Source organism: Streptomyces sp. NPDC003248, from assembly GCF_055563235.1.
The window spans coordinates 450,024-466,765 of record NZ_JBVHDT010000004.1 but is presented as its reverse complement, the minus strand read 5'-3'; the positions used below and the strand labels follow the sequence as shown (position 1 = coordinate 466,765).

Sequence of the window (16,742 nt, the reverse complement as noted above, 5' to 3'; positions counted from 1 at the left end):
CCTATCCAGGCGCGGTCACAGCCAGCCGTTGCGCTTCAGCGTGCGGTGGATGCCCAGGCAGAGGACGACCGTGACCGACATGATCACGGGGTAGCCGTACTTCCAGTGGGTCTCCGGCATGTAGTCGAAGTTCATGCCGTACACCCCGCAGACCATGGTCGGTACGGCGATGATGGCCGCCCAGGAGGTGATCTTGCGCATGTCCTCGTTCTGGGCGACGGACGCCTGCGCGAGGTTGGCCTGGAGGATGGAGTTGAGCAGCTCGTCGAAGCCGACGACCTGCTCCTGGACGCGGGCGAGGTGGTCGGCGACGTCCCGGAAGTACTTCTGGATGTCGGGGTCGACCAGCCGCATGGGCCGCTCGCTCAGCAGCTGCATCGGCCGCAGCAGCGGCGAGACCGCGCGCTTGAACTCCAGCACCTCGCGCTTGAGTTGGTAGATCCGTCCGGCGTCGGTGCCGCGCGGCGCGCCCTTGCGGCCCGGCGAGAAGACCTCGGTCTCGACCTCGTCGATGTCGTCCTGGACGGCGTCGGCGACCGCGATGTAGCCGTCGACGACATGGTCGGCGATGGCGTGCAGCACGGCCGAGGGGCCCTTGGCGAGCAGCTCGGGGTCGTCCTGGAGGCGGCGGCGCAGTCCGCGCAGCGACCCCTGGCCGCCGTGCCGGACGGTGATGAAGAAGTCCTTGCCGGTGAAGCACATGACCTCGCCGGTCTCGACGACCTCGCTGTTGGCGTCGAGCTGGTCGTGCTCGACGTAGTGGATGGTCTTGAAGACCGTGAACAGGGAGTCGTCGTACCGCTCCAGCTTGGGCCGCTGGTGGGCCTGGACGGCGTCCTCCACGGCCAGCGGGTGCAGCCCGAACTCGCCGGCGATCCCCGCGAACTCGGCCTCGGTGGGCTCGTGGAGCCCGATCCACACGAATCCGCCGTCGCGCCGCACCTGGCGCATCGCCTCCTGCGGGGTGAGCGGCGCCGGGGTGTGGACCCGGGCACCGTCGCGGTAGACGGCGCAGTCGACGACGGCCGAGGGCGTGGCGGGGTCGCGGGTGGTGTCGTAGGCGTGGCCGTCCTTGCGCGGGGAGGGACGGGACGGGCGGACCACGGCACGCAGGTCGCGGATCATCGACATGGCGGGCTCCTTCGCGACGGGCAACGAAAGGCGCCGACGACGGGTGGAACTACCCGGAATGGGGACGTCCTGACTCCAGATGTTTGGCACGTCCACAAAGCGGGGAGCACCGCACCGTCGCGGTGGCGGGTTTCGCTACTGATTCAGCTACTGCTTCAGATCAGAAGGACCGGCCCGATCGGACCCCGAGGGCCGGTCGGACGGATCCGGTACAACGAAACGAAGTGCTCTTCCGTGTGAAGACGCGAGCGCGAGAGGCGGCGATCGGCCGGAGCCACAGAGCTACATCAGCGGCGGGAAGAGCGAGTGGTACTGCACGGTCGACTTCGATCCATGACAGCCCCACCTCCTCCAGCCGGTCCCCCGTGGGGGAGTACCTTCGGCGTCGGGGCTTGATCGCGACGCTTCTGCGTGCTGCCCCGAACCACCGGGCAAGAGTATCAGCCGACGGAAGTGTCAAGGCGCTGCTTTGCCCGGTACCGACGAGTTCTATTCTCGCGGCATGACGGATGTTCTCCCTTTGGTCGAGGCCCGGTTGCGTACCGCGCTGGGTGAGCCGGACGCCCGCGCCGCGGTCACCTTCCTCGGTACGGACCGCGTCGAGGTGCTGCGCTTCCAGGAGGGTGACATCGTGCGCTACGCCACACTCGGCATGTCCGCCCAGCCGATGGGCGACCCCACCGCGATGGTCGCCGACCCGGTCCGGGGGCCGCGCGCCGAGTTGGTCCTGTCCGTGCGTGGCGGTCTCGCCGACACCGACAAGGTGCTCCGCCCGCTCGCCGTGCTCGCCGCGTCCCCGCAGGTCGAGGGTGTGGTCGTGGCCCCCGGCGCCTCCCTCGACGTCGGTGAACCCCTGTGGCCCGGCGCGCCGTTCACCTCCGTGCTGGTCGCCGAGCCGGGCGGTCTGGTCGAGGACCTGGACCTCGACGAGCCCCTCGACCCGGTCCGCTTCCTGCCGCTGCTGCCGATGACGCCGAACGAGGCCGCCTGGAAGCGCGTGCACGGCGCCCAGGCACTCCAGGAACGCTGGCTCACGCACGGGACGGACCTGCGCGATCCGTCCCGCCGGCCCGTCCCCCTGGACTGACGACACGTGAGCAAGGTCACCAACCGGCTCGGGTCGAGCGCGGGTTGACCGAGCGCCGGTCGACCAGCGCCGGTCGACCGGACGCCGGCTCGGTCGGTGAAAGCGGTGACACCCTGCTCCTGCTCGGTCGGCGTAACCGGTGGCGCCCGCTCCTGCTCGGTCGGCGTAGCCGGTACGCCCTGCTCCGGCTCAGTCGGCGAAGACGGTGACGCCGTCCTCCGTGGCGTGCCGCGGCGCCAGTTCTTCCGCGTCGTGCCGCAGTGCCCCGCGCCGTACGACGACCACCAGTGCACCGGCGGCCGCGGTGAGCGCCGCCACGACGAACGGGACGTGGACGTCGGTCCACTCCTCGATCTTGGGCGCGAAGTAGGGAGCGGCCGCCGCCGCGAACCACCGCACGAAGTTGTAGCCCGCGCTCGCCACCGGCCGCGGTGCGTCCGACACGCCCAGGGCGAGCTCCGTGTACACGGTGTTGTTCACGCCGATGAAGGCGCCGGACAGGATCGTGCAGACGACGGCCGCGGTGTGGCCGCCGTAGCCGAGGACCAGCACGTCGGCGGCGAGCAGCACCAGGGAGCCGCCGAGCACCTTCAGCGAGCCGAACCGCTTCTGGAGGCGCGGTGCCACGACGACCGAGAAGACGGCGAGCAGCACACCCCAGGCGAAGAACACCGCCCCCGACCTGTACGGCGTCATGTTCAGCACGAACGGGGTGAAGGCCAGCACGGTGAAGAACGTGTAGTTGTAGAAGAACGCCGACACGGCCGCCGAGGCGAGGCCGCCGTGGCCGAGGGCCCGGATCGGGTCCAGGAGGGAGGTCCTGCGGGCCGGCCGCGGCTGCTCCTTCAGGAACGCCGTGATGCACAGGAAGCCGATCGCCATCAGGACCGCGGTGCCGAAGAAGGGGTAGCGCCAGCTCGCGTCGCCGAGCAGCGCGCCCAGCAGCGGCCCGCACGCCATGCCGAGGCCCAGGGCGGACTCGTACAGCAGGATCGCCGCCGCGCTGCCGCCCGCCGCCGCGCCGACGATGACGGCGAGGGCCGTCGAGACGAACAGGGCGTTGCCCAGGCCCCAGCCGGCGCGGTAGCCGACGAGCTGGCCGACCGTGTCCGAGGTGCCGGACAGGCCCGCGAAGACCACGACGAGGGCGAGGCCCAGCAGCAGGGTCTTGCGGCCGCCGATGCGGCTGGAGACGAAGCCGGTCAGCAGCATCGCGAAGGCGGTGATGAGGAAGTAGGACGTGAAGAGGAGGGAGACCTGGCCGGCCGTGGCGTCCAGGCCCTGGGCGATGGACGGCAGGATCGGGTCGACCAGCCCGATGCCCATGAAGGCGACGACGGACGCGCCGGCGGTCGCCCACACCGCCTTGGGCTGCCGCAGTATGCCGCCGGCTCCGGTGCCGGCGGCGGAGCCCGTGTCGAAGGGGTCCATGCCTGCTCCAATCCCGGTAGATGGTTGGTGTATGCACATAGTAAGTTAGCTAGTCTAATTAATGCAAGTTACATCTATCTCTCGCGGTGGGGGTGCCGCCACCCGTGTCCCGGCTTCCGTCCGGACGGGTGATCGTCCTTGACGTGGAGGGAACGGGGTAGGACCGTGGGGCTCTATGAGGGGCGAACCCAGTTGCCCGAAGTGTGGTGGCCGGGTCAGGGCTCCCGGTCTCTTCGCCGATTCCTGGCAGTGCGATGTGCACGGGACGGTGCATCCGCTGCAGCCCGTGATCCCGCCCAGCGTCGAGGCCCTCAGTGTCGTCGTCCACCGCACCCAGGTGCCGGTGTGGATGCCGTGGCCGCTGCCGGTCGGCTGGCTGTTCACGGGCGTGGCGTACGCCGGTGACGACCGCAGCGGCGGCCGGGCCTCCGCCGTGGCCTGCTCCGGTCCCGGCCCGCTCGGAGGGGTGGGTGAGCTGATCCTCGTCGCCGAGGAGCTGGGTGTCGGTCTCGGCGCGCGGTACGCCGGCATCGACGGGCCGGACCCCGGCCCCTATCTGGACGTCGAGAAGCCGCCCCAGGCCAAGGTGCTCGCCGCCGGCCGCCCGACCCCGCTCTGGCACGTCTCCGGCTCCCCCGACGACCGGGCCGTCTTCGCGGGCGAGGCGCGCGGGCTGTGGCTGTGGGCGGTGGCGTGGCCCGAGCAGTCCGGGCTCCTCATGTACGACGAGCTGGTGCTGACGGACCTGCGGGACGCGGGCCCGGAGATAGAGCTGGTGCCGTGCGGCGCGCTGTCGCCGCGGCTGTTGAAACCCTAGGGGCTGGCTGTAGGGGGTGCCTCCGGGATGCGGGTGTGACAGGGGTCGGCGAGGTGCGGTTATGCTGGAGCGTCCCCTCCCGCCCCGTCACCGCCTGGAGCCCGCGTCGTGCGTATCGACCTGCACTGCCACTCCACGGCCTCCGACGGCACGGACACCCCGGCCGAGCTGGTGCGCAACGCCGCCGCGGCCGGCCTGGACGTCGTCGCCCTCACCGACCACGACACCACGCGCGGGTACGCCGAGGCGGTCGCCGCGCTGCCGGAGGGGCTCACCCTCGTCACCGGCGCCGAACTGTCCTGCCGTGTCGACGGCGTCAGCATGCACATGCTGGCCTACCTGTTCGACCCGGAGGAGCCCGGGCTGCTCGCCGAGCGGGAGCTCGTGCGCGACGACCGGGTGCCGCGCGCCCGGGGCATGATCGCCAAGCTGAACGAGCTGGGCGTGCCCGTCACCTGGGAGCAGGTCGCGCGCATCGCCGGGGACGGCTCCGTCGGGCGGCCGCACGTCGCCACGGCGCTGGTGGAGCTCGGTGTCGTCCCGACCGTGGGCGACGCGTTCACGCAGGACTGGCTGGCCGACGGCGGCCGGGCCTTCGTCGAGAAGCACGAGACCGACCCCTTCGAGGCGATCCGCCTGGTCAAGGCGGCGGGCGGGGTGACGGTCTTCGCTCACCCGGGCGCGAGCAAGCGAGGCCGTACGGTGCCGGAGTCCGCGATCGCCGACATGGCCGCCGCCGGCCTCGACGGCATCGAGGTCGACCACATGGACCACGACGCGGACACCCGCGCGCGGCTGCGGGGGCTCGCCGGCGAACTGGGTCTGCTGGTGACCGGGTCCAGTGACTACCACGGCAGCCGCAAGACCTGTGTGCTCGGTGAGTACACGACCGACCCCGAGGTCTACGGAGAGATCACCCGGCGCGCCACGGGTGCGTTCCCGGTGCCGGGGACCGGCGGGGCCTGAGGCCCAGGCCCGGCCCCGTCCCGCCGGGGGACCGTCGTTCCGGGTTCGCTGCGCCCTCCTGCGTTCTCGCCGTCCACCGTCCTGCGTTCGCTGTCCCGCGTGCGCCGTCCACCGTCCCGCGTCCGTCGTCCCGCCTCCTCGCACCGTCCTGGTCGTTCACGCCGTCCTGGACTTGCTCGGTCCGTCCGGACTCGCTCACACTCCACGGTCCCGTGACCGTCCCTGCGCCGTCCTCCCGGCGCTCCCACCCCTGTTCCGTACTTACGCGCGTGTGCGCGTCGTTTCCGCAAGGCCTCGTACCGATGTTCGACCTCGCCGTCTTCGGCTCCCTCTTCCTCACCCTGTTCGTCATCATGGATCCCCCCGGGATCACCCCCGTCTTCCTCGCGCTGACCGCCGGGCGCCCGGCCGCCGTTCAGAAGCGGATGGCCTTCCAGGCCGTCTGCGTGGCCGGCGGGGTGATCGCCGTGTTCGGTCTCCTCGGGCACCGGATCCTCGACTACCTGCATGTGTCCGTGCCCGCGCTGATGATCGCGGGCGGGCTGCTGCTCCTGCTGATCGCACTGGACCTGCTGACCGGCAAGACCGACGAGCCGAAGCAGACCAAGGACGTCAACGTCGCGCTCGTCCCGCTGGGGATGCCGCTGCTCGCCGGTCCGGGCGCGATCGTGTCGGTGATCCTGGCCGTGCAGAAGGCCGACAGTGCCGCCACACAGCTGTCGGTGTGGACGGCGATCCTCGCCATCCACGGGGTGCTGTGGCTGGTGATGCGCTATTCGCTGCTGATCATCCGGGTCATCAAGGACGGCGGTGTGGTGCTGGTGACACGGCTCGCGGGCATGATGCTCTCCGCGATCGCCGTGCAGCAGATCATCAACGGGGTCACGCAGGTGATCCGGGCGAACTGAGCGGAACCGGCCCGGCCCGGCCCGGCCCGGCGCGGGAAGACGTACGGAGCCCCGTACGGCATTCGAGTGACTGCCGGACGGGGCTCCGAAGTGCGTGAAGAGGGATCCGCGGGTTACGAGGCCGAGGTCTCGGCCGGGCGGATCCACAGCCGCTGCCCTATGGCGGCGGCCTGCTGAACGATCCGGTTGACGGAGGCGGCGTCCACGACGGTGCTGTCCACGGGCGTGCCGTCGACGTCGTCGAGTCGCATGATTTCGAAGCGCATGGCTTCTCCCTTCGTCTGGTCATCCTCCTGAGGAGAACTACTGGTGAGTGACCCCTGGGACGACAGTGCCCCCTGGTCCGTTCGTATTCAACGCGGTGCGTGTTACAAACATTCCCTACGCTAAAGAAATTTTTCGAACGACTAATTACTAACGAGTAAGAGAGCGTCATGGACCGAACGGGACCGGTTGTGTTCGCAGCGTGACCGCCGGGAGAATGGAGGTGATGAACGACGACCTCGCGGCCCTCGCCGCCCGCATCGACCGCACGAACGAGCTGCTGAACCGCATGCTCGCCGAGGTGGCGAAGACACCCTCGACCCATGCCATCTTCGTCGACGCGGGGTACCTGTACGCGGCCGCGGGCCGGCTCATCGCGGGCACCGAGGACCGCCGGGCCTTCGACCTGGACGCCGAGGGCCTGATCGAGGCGCTCATCGACCGGGCGCGGACCATCTTCGCGGACAGCCGGCTGCTGAGGGTCTACTGGTACGACGGCGCCCGGCGCCGCATCCACACCGCCGAACAGCAGTCCATCGCCGAACTCCCGGACGTCAAGGTCCGCCTCGGCAACCTCAACGCCAACAATCAGCAGAAGGGCGTCGACTCCCTGATCCGCAGCGACCTGGAGTCCCTCGCCCGGCACCGCGCCATCAGTGACGCGGCCCTCCTCGGCGGCGACGAGGACCTGGTGTCGGCGGTGGAGGCGGCCCAGGGTTACGGCGCCCGCGTCCACCTCTGGGGCATCGAGGCCCCGGAGGGCCGCAACCAGGCGGAGCCCCTGCTCTGGGAGGTCGACAGCCAGCGCACCCTCGACCTCGACTTCTTCAAGCCGTACGTCTCACGGCGCACCACCCCCGCCTACGAGCCGGCCGGCGCGGCCCGGCCCACCCGCGAGGACGTCCGCTTCGTCGGCGCGCAGATCGCCGCGAAGTGGCTGGCGGCGCGGGGCAGGGAGTCCCTCGGGGAACTGCTGCCCGGCCACCCCTACCTGCCCGGTTCCGTCGACCAGGACCTCCTGGTCGAGGCGGAGGGGCTCCTGCAGTACTCCCTGCGCGGCCAGGCGGACCTGCGGCGCGCGCTGCGGGACGGCTTCTGGGAGCACCTTCAGACGCAGTACTAGCGGGACCCGGGTGTACCGGCGGGGCGGGGCGCGGCGTGCTGGCGGGACCGGTGGTACCGGTGGTACCGGTGGTGCAGGGGGTGCAGGGGGTGCTGGGGGTGCAGGCGGTGCAGGCGGTGCAGGCGGTGCGGGCGGTGCAGGCGGGACTGTCTGCTATAGGCCGTACCGGTCCTGCTGGACCTTGTCCCAGAAATCCGCGAGGCCGTGGGCCGTCGGCAGGGGCTGGTCCATGTTCGGCGAGTGCTCCGCGTCCGGGACGACCGTCCGGTGCGCCCCCAGCCGTACGGCCATGTCGTCGAGGACCGTCACCGGCCAGGTGTCGTCGTGGACCCCCGACAGGACGTGGAACGGCAGCGGGACGGCGGCGAGTTCGTCGACGCGGTCCGGCTCGACGGTCAACTGACGTCCGGTGGCCAGGAGTTGCGCGGGCTTGTGGTTCAGCCAGCGCTGCCGCCGAAGGGCGAGGCCCCCGAGGCCGCGGGCCGGTCCGCCGACCTCCTCCGGCGGACCCATCGCCAGGATGGCTTCCCACACCTCGGACATCGTCAGCACCGCGAGCGCCTCGTGCAGCAGCCGCACGCGTTGCTGCTGGGCCGGGGAGATCCTGGCCGGGCCCGAGGAGAGCAGGGTGAACGAGACGAAGGGGGAGTGGTCCAGGAGGACGGCGGCCCGGGCGATCTGTCCGCCCAGGGAGTGTCCGACGAGGTGGACGGGTGTGTCGAGGGCGGCCGCCTGGGCGAGCACGTCCCGCGCCAACTCCTGCTGTGCGTAGGGTGCTTCGTCGTGCGCGGGACCGTCCGACTCGTTCTGTCCGCGCCCGTCGACGGCGACGGTGCGGTACCCGCGCGCCGCGAGGGGTTCGTGCAGGAGGTGGAAGTCCTCCTTGCTGCCGGTGAACCCGGGCACCAGCAGCGCGACCCCCCGGGGCTCGACCCCGGCGGCCACGGGCGCGTCGACGACGGCGAACTCACCGCGCTCGGTGCGCAGGCGGTGGGCGCGGGCGCCGGGAGGGGGCGTGAAGCTGATCGGCGTGGTCACGGAGCGAGGTTATCGGGCGGGTGGGCCGGGGCGGTGCCGGGTGTCCGGTGCCCGGTGTCGTGCGGAACGCCGACGGCCCGGCGCCTCCGTGCGGGAGGAACCGGGCCGTCGGGCCGTTCTGCCTTGCCTTGCCTTGCCGGGCCGTTCCGGCCGGGCGATCAGCCGTCCGCGGGCTCCGCGGGGACCGTCGCCTTGCGGGTGGTGCGGCGTGCCCTCGGCTTCGCTTCGGCCGTGTCGGCCGTGCCCGAGGTGGTGTCGACCGTCGTGGTGGCGGCGGTCTTGCGGGTGCGGCGGGGCTTGGGCTCCGGTTCCGCGGTGGCCTGGGCCGGGATGCCGGCGGTGGTGGCCGGTTCCGGCTGGGTGGCCTTGCGGGTGGTGCGGCGGCGGGGCTTGGCCTCGGTGCCTTCGGCGGTGTCGACGGCCGCGACGGCGTCGGCGGTCCCGGCGGGTGCCTCGGTCGGGGCGGCGGCCGCGGTCTTGCGGGTGCGGCGCGGCTTGGCCTCGGGGGCCGCCTCCACGGCGTCAGCCGGGCTCTCGGCCTTCGCCGCCGTCTTCCGCGTGCGGCGCGGCTTGGCCTCGACGGTCTCGGCCGTGTCGGCCGTGGTCTCGGCCTTCGCCGCCGTCTTCCGCGTGCGGCGCGGCTTGGCCTCGGTGGCTTCGGCCGTGTCGACCGCCGCTTCGGCCGCTTCGGCCGCTTCGGCCGTGTCGGTCGCAGCGGCCGCCTTACGCGTACGACGCGGCTTGGCCTCGGCCGCGTCCGGGGCGACCTCCGGAGCTTCGGTGCTCGCGGCGGCCTTCCGGGTGCGGCGCGGCTTGGCCACCGTAGCCTCGGCCGTGTCGACAGCCTCGGCCGTGTCGACGGCGGCTTCCGCCGTCGCCGTCGCCTTGCGCGTGCGGCGGGGCTTCGCCACCGCGGGCTCCGCCGTCGCCGGCGTCTCCTCGGCGGTCGTCGCGCTGTCCGTCGTCGTCGTGGTGGCGGCGGCGGTCTTGCGGGTGCGGCGGGGCTTGGGCTCCGGTTCCGCGGTGGCCTGGGCCGGGATGCCGGCGGTGGTGGCCGGTTCCGGCTGGGTGGCCTTGCGGGTGGTGCGGCGGCGGGGCTTGGCCTCGGTGCCTTCGGCGGTGTCGACGGCCGCGACGGCGTCGGCGGTCCCGGCGGGTGCCTCGGTCGGGGCGGTCGCCGCGGTCTTGCGGGTGCGGCGCGGCTTGGCCTCGGGGGCCGCCTCCGCGGCCTCGGCCGTGTCGACCGTCGCGACGGCGGCCTCGGCCGGGGCCGCGGCAGCGGTCTTGCGGGTGCGGCGGCGCGGCTTGGCCTCCACGGCCTCCACAGCCTGCACGGCCTGCACAGCCTGCACGGCCTCTAGAGGCTGCACGGTCTCCACGGCCTGCGCCGAGTCGACGGCGGCCTCGGCGGCCGTGGCCACCGCAGCCTGCGCGACCGTCTCCGCCGTGGGCTCGACGACCGTCTCCGCCGGTGTCTCGACGGCCGTTCCGGCCGGGGCGTCCGCCCCGCGACGGGTGCGGCGGCGCCTCGGCTTCGTCGGCGTCTCCGGAGTGCCCAGGGCCGGGCTCTCCGCCGTCGTGACGGCCGCTTCCGCGGCCTCGGGTGCGGGGGCGGTGACGGTCACGGCCGGTGCGGTGTTGACGGCCTCCTGCGCGGCACCGCCGCGCATACGGCGGCGACGGCGCGGAGTGCGCGAGGGAGCCGCGTCCTCCGCCACCGGGGTCTGCTCGACGGCGGGAGCGGGAGCGGCAGTCGGCGTCGCGTCGAGCGAGGACCCGCCCCGGGTACGGCGTCGGCGGCGCGGCGTCCGCGCGGGGCGCTCGTGGTCGGCGGAGCGGGACTCGTCCCGGCCGCCGCCGCGGCGGTCACCGCGACCGCGTCCACCACGGCCACCCGGCTCGCCCAGGTCCTCCAGCTCCTCCGCGTCGAGCCCGGCGCGGGTGCGCTCCGAACGGGGCAGGACACCCTTGGTGCCGGCGGGGATGCCCAGGTCCTCGAAGAGGTGCGGGGACGTGGAGTACGTCTCCGGCGGGTCGGCGAAGTCGAGCTCCAGCGCCTTGTTGATCAGCTGCCAGCGCGGGATGTCGTCCCAGTCGACGAGCGTGATCGCCGTGCCCTTCGCACCCGCGCGGCCCGTACGGCCGACGCGGTGCAGGTACGTCTTCTCGTCCTCGGGGGACTGGTAGTTGACGACGTGGGTGACGCCCTCGACGTCGATGCCGCGGGCGGCGACGTCGGTGCAGACGAGCACGTCGACCTTGCCGTTGCGGAAAGCGCGCAGCGCCTGTTCGCGGGCGCCCTGGCCGAGGTCGCCGTGGACCGCGCCGGAGGCGAAGCCGCGGCGCTGGAGCTGCTCGGCGATGTCGGCGGCCGTCCGCTTCGTGCGGCAGAAGATCATCGCGAGTCCGCGGCCGTCGGCCTGCAGCATGCGGGCGACCATCTCCGGCTTGTCCATGGAGTGCGCGCGGTAGACGAACTGCTTGATGTTGGCGACCGTCGCGCCCTCGTCGTCCGGCGCGGTGGCGCGGATGTGCGTGGGCTGCGACATGTAGCGGCGCGCGAGGCCGATGACCGCGCCCGGCATGGTCGCCGAGAACAGCATGGTCTGCCGCTTCGCCGGCAGCATGTCGATGATCTTCTCGACGTCGGGCAGGAAGCCCAGGTCCAGCATCTCGTCGGCCTCGTCGAGGACGAGGGACTTGATGTGCTTCAGGTTCAGCTTCTTCTGGCCCGCGAGGTCCAGCAGGCGGCCGGGGGTGCCGACGACCACGTCGACGCCCTTCTTCAGGGCCTCGACCTGCGGCTCGTACGCACGGCCGCCGTAGATCGCGAGGACGCGCACGTTGCGCACCTTGCCCGCGGTCAGCAGGTCGTTGGTGACCTGGGTGCACAGCTCGCGCGTGGGGACGACGACGAGCGCCTGCGGGGCGTCGGTGAGGTCCTCGGGACGGGCGCGGCCCGCCTCGACGTCCGCGGGGACGGTGACCCGCTCGAGGAGGGGGAGGCCGAAGCCGAGCGTCTTGCCGGTGCCGGTCTTGGCCTGGCCGATGACGTCCGTGCCCGACAGGGCCACGGGGAGCGTCATCTCCTGGATGGGGAAGGGGGTGATGATGCCGACGGCCTCGAGGGCTTCGGCGGTCTCGGGGAGGATTCCGAGCTGTCGGAACGTCGTAGTCAGGGTGCTGCCTCTTCTGTGTGCGCGGTGCGAGGCGAGCGCGGGGGGTCTTTGACGGACCGTGCCGGGGACGTCGGCTGCCTTACGGGCATACCGCTGGGGCAAGCCGTATGGCACGGGACCACTGCCGACGCTCTAGCGCTCGTACCGCTGAGGGGTTCCCTCCGGTCGCCGTACGCGATGTGCCGTACGAGCCGGTAGGGCTGTCGGGTCGGAGCCGATCGGGCCACCGACCGGGCATCCTCATACGTGCGGCCCGTCGAGATACGTCAACGTACTCAGCAGGCGCATTACCACCATACCCCGGATTCGCGCACATGCGATGGCCGATTCGGTCACGTTGTGGTTGTCACACCGACGGGCCCGGTCCTCGGAGCGTCGTGGCGGCACTGTCCGACCAGGGCCTTCCCGTACGCGACGGGCGAGCTATTGTGCGCTTCATGACGACCTCTGACAAGCCCGAGAACGCCGCCACCGGTATCGCAGCCCAGGACTGGGCGAGCGCCTCCGCGGATCCCCAGTACCGCGCCGCGGTCGTGGACCTGCTCGGCGCGCTCGCGTACGGCGAGCTGGCGGCGTTCGAACGGCTCGCCGAGGACGCCAAGCTGGCGCCCTCGCTGGAGGACAAGGCGGAGCTGGCGAAGATGGCGTCGGCCGAGTTCCACCACTTCGAGCGGCTGCGCGACCGGCTCGCGGAGATCGGCCAGGAGCCGACGAGCGCGATGGAGCCGTTCGTCGCCGCGCTCGACGGCTTCCACCGGCAGACGGCCCCCTCGGACTGGCTCGAGGGCCTCGTCAAGGCCTACGTCGGCGACTCGATCGCCAGCGACTTCTACCGGGAGGTCGCCGCGCGCCTGGACTCCGACACCCGCGCGCTGGTGCTGGCCGTGCTCGACGACACCGGGCACGCGGGATTCGCCGTGGACCGGGTGCGTGCGGCGATCGACGCCGACCCGCGCGTGGGCGGACGTCTCGCCCTGTGGGCGCGGCGGCTGATGGGCGAGGCCCTGTCGCAGTCCCAGCGGGTGGTCGCGGACCGCGACGCGCTGTCGACGATGCTGGTGGGCGGTGTCGCGGACGGCTTCGACCTCGCGGAGGTCGGCAGGATGTTCTCCCGGATCACCGAGGCGCACACCAAGCGGATGGCCGCTCTGGGCCTCGCGGCCTAGCCGGCGTTCGCTCGCCGCCGCTTCCGCTCCGCCGACGCTTGGCCCTAGGCCGTCGCTGATCGTCGGCGGAGCCGGCGGCCCGCGGGACGCAGCAGCAGGGAGAGCGAGGCGGCGGAGACGACCGCCGCGCCGATGAGGCTCACCGGCGCGGAGCCGGGGCCCAGCGCGCTGTGGGTGACGAAGTCGCCGAAGAGCGCTCCGGCGACGCCCGTCGCGAAGACCAGGGTGGGCGCCGGCAGCCGGTGGGACAGGCGGTGGACCGCCGCCCACGCGAGCACCAGACCGAGCACAGCGGAGCTGAGCGCTTCCAGAATCATGCGGGTCCCTCCGAGACGGCCTGGCTGTGCATCGAGGTCGTAGCCGGTCTTACCCGTGACCTGCGGAATGCAATCCTCCCCTGTGGCCGAGATGTGCTCCATCTGTGGAGGGCCGGACGGGTGTACGGAGGAAGCGGCCGGGCCCGGCGGGCGGGTGCCGGTGACGGGCCGGAGAGGGGCGAAGAGGAGCGCGGGGCGGAGCGGCGCGCTCAGGAGCGGAGACGAGAAGGGGCCCGGCGACCGCATGGTCGCCGGGCCCCTTCTCGCGTATGTGCCTACAGCGCGCCGAAACCCACCTTGCGCGGGGCCGGCTCGCCCAGCTCGACGTAGGCCAGGCGGTCCGCCGGGACCAGGACCTTGCGGCCGTGCTGGTCCACGAGGCTGAGCAGCTGCGACTTTCCGGCCAGGGCCTCGGCCACTACCCGCTCGACCTCCTCGGGAGTCTGACCGCTCTCCAGAACGATCTCGCGGGGCGCGTGCTGCACGCCGATCTTGACCTCCACGGCTATGTCCCTCCGACGGTCAGTGGTGCGCGGGCGTCCGCGCCGTACGCTGCACACATTAGCCCGGTGAGGGGACGGACACGGCATGGCCGTCCACGCCACGAGCGAACAGCGGGCGGGAACAAACGGCCGACACGCGGGAACGGCTCAGTGCTGATCGGTGCCGTGCAGCGGGAAACCGGCGATGCCGCGCCAGGCCAGCGAGGCCAGCAGCTGCACCGCCTGGTCACGCGGGACGCTGCGGTCGCTGTGCAGCCAGGAGCGGGCCACCACCTGGGCGAGCCCGCCGAGACCCGAGGCCAGCAGCATCGACTCCGCGCGCGAGAGACCGGTGTCCTCGGCGATCACGTCGCAGATCGCCTCGGCGCACTCGTTGGTGACCTTGTCGACGCGTTCGCGCACCGCGGGCTCGTTCGTCAGGTCCGACTCGAAGACCAGCCGGAAGGCTCCTCCGTCGTCCTCGACGTACGCGAAGTAGGCGTCCATCGTCGCGCGGACGCGCTGCTTGTTGTCCGTGGTCGACGCCAGCGCGCTGCGGACCGCCTGGATGAGCGACTCGCAGTGCTGGTCCAGCAGGGCGAGGTAGAGATCGAGCTTGCCCGGGAAGTGCTGGTAGAGCACCGGCTTGCTGACACCGGCGCGCTCGGCGATGTCGTCCATCGCGGCCGCGTGGTAGCCCTGTGCGACAAAGACTTCCTGGGCGGCGCCCAGCAGCTGGTTCCGTCGGGCACGGCGCGGCAGGCGCGTGCCTCGCGGGCGCGCCGCCTCAGTTTGCTCGATGGCTGTCACGCCGCCTCCCAAAGTCGTCCTCTTGCGGTGTGCCGCCGCGCCGCCATCGTACTTTTCGGTAACCGTGCTGTGCGCGGTGCGAGCGCAGAATTTCACGGACCGGACGGTGACAAAAGCCGTACGCAAGGTTTCAAAGCGGGGCGTTATGGGCATAATGCGGCCCCGTCCCAGGTCGGCGCAGGCCGACGCGGCCGTGGGTGGCCGTCGGTCCCCGGCTCCGCCTCCCTGTCACTCGGTCCCCTGCCCCAGGTCACCGTCCCGTCAGCGGTAGTCGTCCTCGTCGAGCGAGACGACCCGGGCCTGTTCGACGAGGTCGGCCTCGTTCGCCCGGCCGGGGTCCACGCCCTCCAAGGGGTCGTCGCGCTCCGGTGCGAGGTCCGTGTGCTGCTGGGCGGCGTCGTTCTCCGGGGCCTCGACGTCGAACTCCGCCGCGTCGTCCTCCGTGAACGTCTCGGGATCGGTGGGGTCGATGGGGTCGATGGCCATGGCGGGCTCCCTTCCTACGAACGTCCCTGAAGATGCAGGGGCCACACGCGGGTGCCCTCTGTACGAGCCTAGGAGACACCCTTTTCGGACGCTATGCGATGTGCCCGCGATCCGTGCGGCCATCCGGACCGGCCCCGCAGCTGTGACGCCGAACACACGGGTCCCGACGTGATCACCTCGTAACATTGCCGCATGTCTTCGACCGAGCTGCCGTCCGTGCCGCCCACCGACGTGCTGCCGGAGGCCGCGTCCGTCCGGATCGCCGAAGGTGAGCGGCTCCGGTCGGTCGGACTGCCGGGCGTCACCCTGAAGATCCGCAGCAGGCCGCCCGCGCGCGAGGGGCTCGAACCGGCGCTGTACGTGCACGGGTTGGGCGGTTCCTCGCAGAACTGGTCCGCGCTGATGGCGCTGCTCGACGGGGTCGTCGACAGCGAGGCCGTCGACCTGCCCGGCTTCGGCGACTCGCCGCCGCCGGACGACGGCGACTACTCCGTCACGGCACACGCGCGTGCCGTCATCCGCTACCTCGACGCGTCCGAGCGCGGGCCCGTGCACCTCTTCGGCAACTCCCTCGGCGGCGCGGTCTCCACACGCGTCGCCGCGGTCCGCCCCGACCTCGTCCGCACGCTCACGCTCGTCTCGCCCGCCCTGCCGGAGCTGCGTGTGCAGCGCACCGCGGTGCCGACGGGACTGCTCGGCCTGCCCGGGGTGGCCGCGCTCTTCAACCGGTTCACCCGCGCGTGGACGGCCGAGCAGCGTGTCCGTGGCGTCACCGCCCTGTGCTACGGCGACCCCGGGCGGGTCTCGCCGGAGGCGTTCCGCCACGCCGTGGAGGAGATGGAGCGGCGCCTGCGGCTGCCGTACTTCTGGGACGCGATGACACGTTCCGCGCGCGGGCTGGTCAGCGCCTACACCCTGGGCGGTCAGCACGGACTGTGGCGCCAGGCCGAACGCGTCCTGGCCCCCACCCTCCTCGTCTACGGCGGGCGCGACCAACTCGTCGGCTTCCGCATGGCCCAGCGGGCCGCACGGGCGTTCCGCGACTCCCGTCTGCTCACGCTGCCGGACGCCGGGCACGTGGCGATGATGGAGTACCCGGAGACGGTGGCGACGGCGTTCAAGGAACTGCTGGCGGAGAGCGGCCCGAAGGTCCGTCCGGGAACCGGCCGGGACCGTGAAGCGTTGTCCGAGCGGACCGGCCGGTCCGCGGACGCGGGGAGCTGAGGGGGGTCGTGGGACGCCACAGCCGACGGGGGCCCGCGCCCAAGAGCGCGTCGCAGAGCGGTTCGGGGGGAGCCTCATCTCCGCCGGCACCGGCACCGGGAGCCCGGACCGGGGACGCGGCGCGGGACGGTCGGGGTGATCAGGGCGATCGGGAGGGTCGGGAGGGTCAGGACGGTCGTGGTCCGGGAACTGCGGGCCGGTCCGTCGACGGCACGCCGGTACAGGGCAGGCCGCGGATTCCCGACGGCACGCCGGCGTACGGCACGCCGCGGTTTCCGGACGGCATGCCCGCCGGTGGTGTGCCCCGGGTCGC

16 protein-coding genes are annotated in these 16,742 nt (G+C 72.2%); 7 read left to right on the top strand and 9 right to left on the bottom strand.

Annotated elements, in window-relative coordinates:
* Nucleotides 1-15: 15 nt before the first annotated feature.
* Entirely contained in the window at nt 16-1,131 is a 1,116-nt protein-coding gene (locus ACZ3KJ_RS13715; protein ID WP_467526748.1) for a magnesium and cobalt transport protein CorA, read from the bottom strand.
* A gap of 502 nt (nt 1,132-1,633) precedes the next feature.
* Between ACZ3KJ_RS13715 and ACZ3KJ_RS13710 the strand changes: the two genes are divergently transcribed.
* Complete coding sequence (locus ACZ3KJ_RS13710; protein WP_467526746.1) at nt 1,634-2,218, top strand: suppressor of fused domain protein; 585 nt, start codon at nt 1,634-1,636, stop codon at nt 2,216-2,218.
* Nucleotides 2,219-2,407: 189 nt separating this feature from the next.
* On the opposite strand, the gene ACZ3KJ_RS13705 is transcribed toward ACZ3KJ_RS13710, so the two are convergent.
* Entirely contained in the window at nt 2,408-3,649 is a 1,242-nt protein-coding gene (locus ACZ3KJ_RS13705) for an MFS transporter (protein WP_467526744.1), read from the bottom strand.
* A gap of 175 nt (nt 3,650-3,824) precedes the next feature.
* Between ACZ3KJ_RS13705 and ACZ3KJ_RS13700 the strand changes: the two genes are divergently transcribed.
* From ACZ3KJ_RS13700 to ACZ3KJ_RS13690, 3 genes are all read left to right on the top strand, one after another.
* On the top strand, nt 3,825-4,466 hold the full coding sequence (locus tag ACZ3KJ_RS13700) for a DUF6758 family protein (RefSeq protein WP_467526743.1): 642 nt from the start codon (nt 3,825-3,827) through the stop codon (nt 4,464-4,466).
* Between the two features lie 108 nt (nt 4,467-4,574).
* Complete coding sequence (locus tag ACZ3KJ_RS13695; RefSeq protein ID WP_467526742.1) at nt 4,575-5,432, top strand: PHP domain-containing protein; 858 nt, start codon at nt 4,575-4,577, stop codon at nt 5,430-5,432.
* A gap of 302 nt (nt 5,433-5,734) precedes the next feature.
* Nucleotides 5,735-6,340, top strand: a complete 606-nt coding sequence (locus tag ACZ3KJ_RS13690; RefSeq protein ID WP_467526740.1) for a MarC family protein — start codon at nt 5,735-5,737, stop codon at nt 6,338-6,340.
* Nucleotides 6,341-6,453: 113 nt separating this feature from the next.
* On the opposite strand, the gene ACZ3KJ_RS13685 is transcribed toward ACZ3KJ_RS13690, so the two are convergent.
* Nucleotides 6,454-6,606 carry a hypothetical protein gene (locus tag ACZ3KJ_RS13685; RefSeq protein ID WP_107055985.1) on the bottom strand — a complete coding sequence of 51 codons (153 nt, stop codon included), beginning with the start codon at nt 6,604-6,606 and terminating at the stop codon, nt 6,454-6,456.
* Nucleotides 6,607-6,821: 215 nt separating this feature from the next.
* On the opposite strand from ACZ3KJ_RS13685, the gene ACZ3KJ_RS13680 reads away from it, so the two are divergent.
* On the top strand, nt 6,822-7,727 hold the full coding sequence (locus tag ACZ3KJ_RS13680; RefSeq protein WP_467526836.1) for an NYN domain-containing protein: 906 nt from the start codon (nt 6,822-6,824) through the stop codon (nt 7,725-7,727).
* Nucleotides 7,728-7,880: 153 nt separating this feature from the next.
* On the opposite strand, the gene ACZ3KJ_RS13675 is transcribed toward ACZ3KJ_RS13680, so the two are convergent.
* Nucleotides 7,881-8,765, bottom strand: a complete 885-nt coding sequence (locus tag ACZ3KJ_RS13675; protein ID WP_467526738.1) for an alpha/beta fold hydrolase — start codon at nt 8,763-8,765, stop codon at nt 7,881-7,883.
* Nucleotides 8,766-8,923: 158 nt separating this feature from the next.
* Nucleotides 8,924-11,851: a DEAD/DEAH box helicase gene (locus ACZ3KJ_RS13670; protein ID WP_467526737.1), complete on the bottom strand. Its 2,928-nt coding sequence runs from the start codon at nt 11,849-11,851 to the stop codon at nt 8,924-8,926.
* Between the two features lie 521 nt (nt 11,852-12,372).
* On the opposite strand from ACZ3KJ_RS13670, the gene ACZ3KJ_RS13665 reads away from it, so the two are divergent.
* Entirely contained in the window at nt 12,373-13,110 is a 738-nt protein-coding gene (locus ACZ3KJ_RS13665) for a ferritin-like fold-containing protein (protein ID WP_467526735.1), read from the top strand.
* Between the two features lie 44 nt (nt 13,111-13,154).
* On the opposite strand, the gene ACZ3KJ_RS13660 is transcribed toward ACZ3KJ_RS13665, so the two are convergent.
* From ACZ3KJ_RS13660 to ACZ3KJ_RS13645, 4 genes are all read right to left on the bottom strand, one after another.
* The gene (locus ACZ3KJ_RS13660; protein ID WP_467526733.1) at nt 13,155-13,427 is read right to left on the bottom strand and encodes a hypothetical protein; all 273 of its coding nucleotides are present in this window, start codon (nt 13,425-13,427) and stop codon (nt 13,155-13,157) included.
* A gap of 275 nt (nt 13,428-13,702) precedes the next feature.
* The gene (locus ACZ3KJ_RS13655) at nt 13,703-13,930 is read right to left on the bottom strand and encodes a DUF3107 domain-containing protein (protein WP_030784015.1); all 228 of its coding nucleotides are present in this window, start codon (nt 13,928-13,930) and stop codon (nt 13,703-13,705) included.
* A 147-nt stretch (nt 13,931-14,077) separates the two neighbouring features.
* On the bottom strand, nt 14,078-14,719 hold the full coding sequence (locus ACZ3KJ_RS13650) for a TetR/AcrR family transcriptional regulator (RefSeq protein ID WP_385061927.1): 642 nt from the start codon (nt 14,717-14,719) through the stop codon (nt 14,078-14,080).
* A 261-nt stretch (nt 14,720-14,980) separates the two neighbouring features.
* A complete protein-coding gene (locus ACZ3KJ_RS13645) occupies nt 14,981-15,205 on the bottom strand; it encodes a hypothetical protein (protein ID WP_467526732.1) in 225 nt (74 codons plus the stop codon).
* Between the two features lie 192 nt (nt 15,206-15,397).
* Between ACZ3KJ_RS13645 and ACZ3KJ_RS13640 the strand changes: the two genes are divergently transcribed.
* Nucleotides 15,398-16,429, top strand: a complete 1,032-nt coding sequence (locus ACZ3KJ_RS13640) for an alpha/beta fold hydrolase (protein ID WP_467526730.1) — start codon at nt 15,398-15,400, stop codon at nt 16,427-16,429.
* Nucleotides 16,430-16,742 lie beyond the last annotated feature (313 nt).